The following is a 5,742-nucleotide window of genomic DNA, read 5'->3' as shown; positions in this document are numbered from 1 at the left end:
GGCCGATGCCTGGCCGGCGGCGCCGGTGCGTGCTCCCGCGGCTGCGCCCCTGGGTCCCCTCCCCTGCGTACGGGGGGTCAGGTCGCTGGCCACGTCACTCACTCGTTCGCGGCTGCGGACGTCATCGCGTCGACGATGTCCTGCGCGGAGCCCTGCTCCGCGAAGACGGTCGCGATCGCGTCGTTCATGGCGCCACCGATGTTCTCGCCGAACTCCGTGTCCAGGTAGAGCTGGATGTACGGGGCGTCGTTGCGGACGGCCAGCAGGCCGGCGAGCGCCGGGTCCTGGACGAACGCGCTGGCGGAACGGTTGGTCGGCAGACCCATGTCGTACTCGGCGAAGCCCTTCTGGACCTCGTCGGACAGCAGGTACTCGATGAAGTCGACGCAGACGTCGGGCGCGTCCTGCGAGCAGGCCCACGCGTCACCGCCGCCGAGCTGCGCGGCCTGGTCGCCCTCGCCGCCCTCGACGGCCGGGAACGGGAACCAGCCCGTGTTCTCGCCGAGGCCGGTGCCGTCCTCGGTGAGGCCCTTCATGACGCCCGGCTCCCAGTGGCCCGCGAGCTCCATGGCGACCTTGCCCGTGGCGAGCAGACCCGACGCGGAGGCCGGACCCGTCTGCGCCACCGTGGCGAGGTAGCCGGTGTTGAACGGCTTCGTGGCGACGAGCGCCTCGAGGTCCTGACCGGCACGCAGGAAGCAGTCGTCCGAGAAGTCGCGGGTGGCGATGGCCTCGCCCATGACGTCCTTGGAGCACTCGCGCAGCGCGAAGTAGTACCAGTAGTGGGCGGCCGGCCACTTGTCGCCGGCGCCGACCGAGATCGGCTCGATGCCCGCGGCCTTGAGCTTGTCGTTCGCCGCGTTGAGCTCCTCCATCGTCGCGGGCGGCTCGGTGATGCCCGCCTGCTGGAAGAGCGACTTGTTGTACCAGAAGCCGACGACGCCGATGGAGAACGGCAGCGCGTAGACCTTGTCCTCGTTGGTCCAGCCGTCGACGACGCCACCGATGTTGGCGATCGTCTCCGACGCCGACTCGGTGATGTCCTTGACGAGGCCGGCCTCGACGTGGGCGGCGAGCTCGCCGCCGCCGCGCTCCATGAAGACGTCGGGGGTGTCCCCGGTCTGGAAGGCCGCGTCGAGCTTCGTGAGCATGTCCTCGTGCTGGAGGGCGCTCACCTCGATCGTCACGCCGGGGTTGTCCTGCTCGAACTGGTCGGCGACCTGGTCGTAGTAGTCCTTGCCTTCGCCGGTGTTCGAGTTGTGCCACCACTGCAGCGTGACGTTCTCGCCGTCGCCACCAGCGGTCTCCTCGCTGCCGCCGGTGCCGCCCGAGCTGCAGGCGGTGGCGAGCATCGCGAGTCCAGCGCCCAGCGCCACGGCGCGGAGGGCGGTAGTCCTCTTCATCTTCGATCTCCTCGTCGTCCTTGAGAGGGAGGGACGGGCGTTAGGTAATCAGCCGTCCAGAAGTCGTGTCAATCGATGTCGATAACGTTATCGACACGGTTGCTCTACGATCACCCACGTGGACCTCGCTCCTCGCGTCAAGATGGCCGATGTCGCCCGAACTGCCGGGGTCTCGGTCGCCACCGTCTCGAAGGTGGTCAACGGTCGCTACGGCGTCTCGCAGAGCACCCTGGAGCGCGTCCAGGGCGTCATCGCCCAGCTGGGCTACGAGGCGAGCCTCGGCGCGCGCTCGCTGCGCAGCTCGCGCACCAACGTGCTCGGCATCCTCGTCGCCGAGTTCGAGCCCTTCTCCACCGAGCTGCTCAAGGGCGCCTCGGGCGCCGTCACCGCGACGGGCTACGAGCTGCTCGCCTACTCCGGCGGCGGCGGCCACGCCGACGTCGGGTGGGAGCGCCGCTACCTCTCGCGCCTGTCCGGGACGCTGATCGACGGGGCCGTCATCGTCACGCCGACCGTCCTCGAGGCCGTCCCCGGCATCCCGGTGGTCGCCGTCGACCCGCACGCCGGGCCGTCCGGCCTGCCGACCGTCGACGCGGACAGCCTCGCCGGCGCCGTCACCGCGACCGAGCACCTGCTCGCGCTGGGCCACCGGCGCATCGGCCTGCTCGGCGGCCGCCCGGACCTCGAGTCCGCCCGCGAGCGCGAGCGCGGCTTCCGGCAGGCCATGGCGGCGGCCGGCCTGGAGGTCGACGAGTCGCTGGTCCGCAACGGCGGGTACCGCCCCGAGACGGCGACGGCGCCGGCCCGGGAGCTGCTCGACCGCGCGGACCGGCCGACGGCCGTGTTCGCCGCGAACGACCTGTCGGGCATCGCGCTCGTGCGCGTGGCCCAGGAGCTCGGGCTGGACGTGCCGCGCGACCTGTCCGTCATCGGGTTCGACAACGTGCCCGAGTCCGCGCTGTGCACGCCGCCCCTGACGACCATCAGCCAGCCGCTGCAGCAGATGGGCGCCGAGGCCCTCCAGCTGCTCGTCGACCTGGTCGCGGGCCGGGAACGGGAGCCGCACCTGCGGCTGCCCACGGAGCTGGTCGTGCGCGCGTCCACGGCGCCGCCCGCCGTCTGACGCCCGGCGCGGCGCGCCCGGCGTCGGCGGGTGACGCCCGCCGCTCACGACCCGCCCCTGTCACGCACGCGCGGCGACCTCCTCGTCGCTCTCCGCGCCGGCGGCGACGTGCCGGGTCACCCACGGCGCGAGGGCCGCCATGACGCCCGCGAGGACGAGGGCGACGAGGCCGATCCCGCCGAAGTACGTGACGACCGGCACGTCCTGCGTGGCGCCGACGAGCTGGGCGGTGATGGCGTTGCCCGCCGCGGGTGCGAGGAACCACAGCGCCATCGCCTGGCCGCGGAACGCCTGCGGCGCCAGCAGCGTCGTCGCCGCGAGGCCCACCGGCGACAGGCACAGCTCCCCGAGGGTCTGCAGCAGGTACACGACCACGAGCACCCACCAGGGCGCCTTCGCGTCGCCGACGGCCGCGGTCGCGCCGGCGAGGAACAGGAAGCTCAGCGCGGCGAGGCCGAGGCCGAGCGCGAACTTGATCGCGGTGGACGGCCGGTCGCCCGTGCGCAGCCACAGCCACGCGAACACCGGGGCGAGCACGATGATCGCCGCCGGGTTCACGGACTGGTAGAGCTCCGGCGAGATCGTCGTGCCGAGGACCTGCAGGTCGGTGCGGTCGCGCGCGTACTCGGAGAGCGTGCTCGACGCCTGCTCGAAGATCATCCAGAACAGTGTTGCCGCGACGAACAGCGGCACGTACGCCCGCAGTCGCGAGCGCTCGGCGGCGTTGACCTTGGGCGAGCGGAACATGACGAGGAACATCGCCACGGGCGCGGCGAACGCCAGGTAGGACAGCCCGTTGATGACGACGTCGAGCGGGCCCTCGCTGCGGTCCGTGGCGGTCGTGACGAGCCAGCCCAGCGCGACCGCGGCGGCCACGGCGAGCGCGATCAGCACGCCGGCGCGGGCCAGCCCCGGCCGGTCGGCGGGCGTGAGAGGGTTCGGCGCCTCCTCCCCCGCGCCCCGCAGGAGGCCGCGCCCGAGCACGAAGACCACGAGCGCGAGGGCCATCCCGACGGCGGCCACGGCGAACCCGGCGTGGTACCCGCCGATGCTGCGAGCCAGCCCGACGAGCAGGGGCGCGGCGACCGAGCCGATGTTGATGCCCATGTAGAAGATCGAGAACGCCGAGTCGCGCCGCGGGTCGTCGCGGCGGTACAGCTCGCCGACCATGCTGGAGACGTTCGGCTTGAGCAGCCCCGTGCCGACCGCGACGAGGACGATGCCGAGGTAGGCGGTCGCGGCGGTCGGCAGCGCGAGGCACACGTGCCCCGCGGCGATGACGACGCCGCCGTACAGCGTCGCGCGCCGCGCCCCGATCAGCCGGTCGGCCACCCAGCCGCCGACGACGGTGAGCAGGTACACGGCCGAGCCGTACACCGCGACGAGCGCGAGGCCCGTGGCCTCGTCGATCGCGAGCCCGTCGTTCTCGACCGTGTCGGTCAGGTAGTAGAAGAGGATCGCCCGCATGCCGTAGTAGCTGAACCGCTCCCACAGCTCGGTGCCGGACAGCGTGAACAGCCCGGCGGGGTGACCGAGGAAGGTTCGACCCTCCGTGGGCGTGGCCCGCACGGGAAGGTCGGCGGCGTTGCTCATGTCCTCCATGCTCACCCCGCCCGGACACCGGTGCGCGCGTTCCGGGGCCGTGGGTCCCGTCACACCGGGCCGCACCGGTCCGCGCGGGAGCCGACGCCGCCCCGCCCGCCGCCCGCTGCGTCCGCCGCCCGCTGCGTTCGCCGCCCGCACGGCCCCGGGTTAGCGTGCCGCGTGCCGACCGTGCTGTGGTTCCGCCGCGACCTGCGGCTCGCCGACCACCCCGCCCTCGTGGCGGCCGTCGCGCAGGCCCGCGCCGAGGGCGACGGGGTCGTCCCCCTGTTCGTCGTCGACCCGCGGCTGTGGTCGGTCTCGGGCGCACCGCGGCTGGCCTACCTCGCGGCGAGCCTGCGCGCGCTGGACGCGTCGCTCGGCGGCCGGCTCGTCGTGCGGCACGGACGCCCCGTCGACGTGGTCCCCGACCTCGTGCGCGAGCTCGGCGCGTCGGCCGTGCACGTGAGCGCGGCGACCGAGCCCTACGGCCGGCGGCGCGACGCCGCCGTGGCGGAGGCGCTCGGCGACGTCCCGCTCGTCGCGACGGGCTCCCCGTACGCCGTCGGGCCCGGCCTGCTCAGCACCGGCGCGGGCGACCCGTACCGGGTCTTCACGCCGTTCCGGAACGCGTGGCTCGACCACGGGTGGTCGGCGCCCGCGCCGCGTCCGCGGGACGTCCCGTGGGCGGTCGTGCGCGGCGACGGCCTGCCCGACGGCCCGTCCACGGACGTGCGGCTTCCGGCCGCCGGCGAGGAGGCCGCCCTCGTCCGCTGGCACGCTTTCGTCCACGACGACCTCGCCGGGTACCGCGAGGACAGGAACCGGCCCGACCTCGACACCACGTCCGTCATGTCGCCGCACCTCAAGTACGGCGAGATCCACCCGCGGACGATGCTCGCGGACCTCGCCGAGGCCGGGCGGGGTGCCGCCGGCCCGCTCGCGGAGTCGGTGACGACGTACCGGTCGGAGCTCGCCTGGCGGGAGTTCCACGCCGACGTGCTGTGGCACGTGCCGGGCGCCTCGTGGGAGTCGCTGCGGGCGGTCGTACCCGACGACGCGTGGGCGACCGGGCCGGACGCGGACGCCGCGTTCGCCGCGTGGACGGAGGGGCGCACCGGCTACCCCGTCGTCGACGCCGCCATGCGCCAGCTGCGCTCGATCGGCTGGATGCACAACCGGATGCGCATGGTCACCGCGTCGTTCCTCGTCAAGGACCTGCACCTGCCGTGGCAGCGCGGCGCGGCGCACTTCATGGCGTGGCTCGTCGACGGCGACGTGCCGCAGAACCAGCTGAACTGGCAGTGGGTCGCCGGCACCGGCCGCGACGCGGCGCCGTACTTCCGCGTGTTCAACCCGGTGACGCAGGGGAGGAAGTTCGACCCCGACGGCGCGTACGTGCGCCGCTGGGTGCCGGAGCTGCGGGACGTGCCGACGGCCGCGGTGCACGAGCCGTGGACCCTCGGCCTCGCGGCGCCCGAGGACTACCCGCCGCCGATGGTCGACCACGCGCACGAGCGCCGCGTCGCCCTCGCCGACCACGCCCGCCGCCCGACCTGACCCCACCCCGCCCCACCCACCCACCCGTCGAGCGCGGTACATGCGTCACGAGTGCGGGTGTTGCAACACCCGCAC

General features: G+C 73.8%; 4 protein-coding genes. 2 read left to right on the top strand and 2 right to left on the bottom strand.

Annotated features, from left to right (window positions below; all coding sequences use genetic code 11):
- Positions 1-98: 98 nt before the first annotated feature.
- Entirely contained in the window at positions 99-1,403 is a 1,305-nt protein-coding gene (locus ACFUMH_RS18440; RefSeq protein ID WP_378208951.1) for an ABC transporter substrate-binding protein, read from the bottom strand.
- A gap of 142 nt (positions 1,404-1,545) precedes the next feature.
- On the opposite strand from ACFUMH_RS18440, the gene ACFUMH_RS18435 reads away from it, so the two are divergent.
- Positions 1,546-2,526, top strand: a complete 981-nt coding sequence (locus ACFUMH_RS18435) for a LacI family DNA-binding transcriptional regulator (RefSeq protein ID WP_378208953.1) — start codon at positions 1,546-1,548, stop codon at positions 2,524-2,526.
- A 60-nt stretch (positions 2,527-2,586) separates the two neighbouring features.
- Here ACFUMH_RS18435 and ACFUMH_RS18430 read toward each other — a convergent pair whose 3' ends face one another.
- On the bottom strand, positions 2,587-4,119 hold the full coding sequence (locus tag ACFUMH_RS18430) for a peptide MFS transporter (RefSeq protein ID WP_378208948.1): 1,533 nt from the start codon (positions 4,117-4,119) through the stop codon (positions 2,587-2,589).
- A 171-nt stretch (positions 4,120-4,290) separates the two neighbouring features.
- On the opposite strand from ACFUMH_RS18430, the gene ACFUMH_RS18425 reads away from it, so the two are divergent.
- The gene (locus ACFUMH_RS18425) at positions 4,291-5,667 is read left to right on the top strand and encodes a cryptochrome/photolyase family protein (protein WP_378208946.1); all 1,377 of its coding nucleotides are present in this window, start codon (positions 4,291-4,293) and stop codon (positions 5,665-5,667) included.
- Positions 5,668-5,742: the final 75 nt, after the last annotated feature.

Source organism: Cellulomonas sp. NPDC057328 (assembly GCF_042667215.1).
In the GTDB taxonomy this organism is placed as follows: domain Bacteria; phylum Actinomycetota; class Actinomycetes; order Actinomycetales; family Cellulomonadaceae; genus Cellulomonas.
Note: the sequence above shows the minus strand (reverse complement) of the source record. Positions and strands in the feature narration are given on the sequence as shown.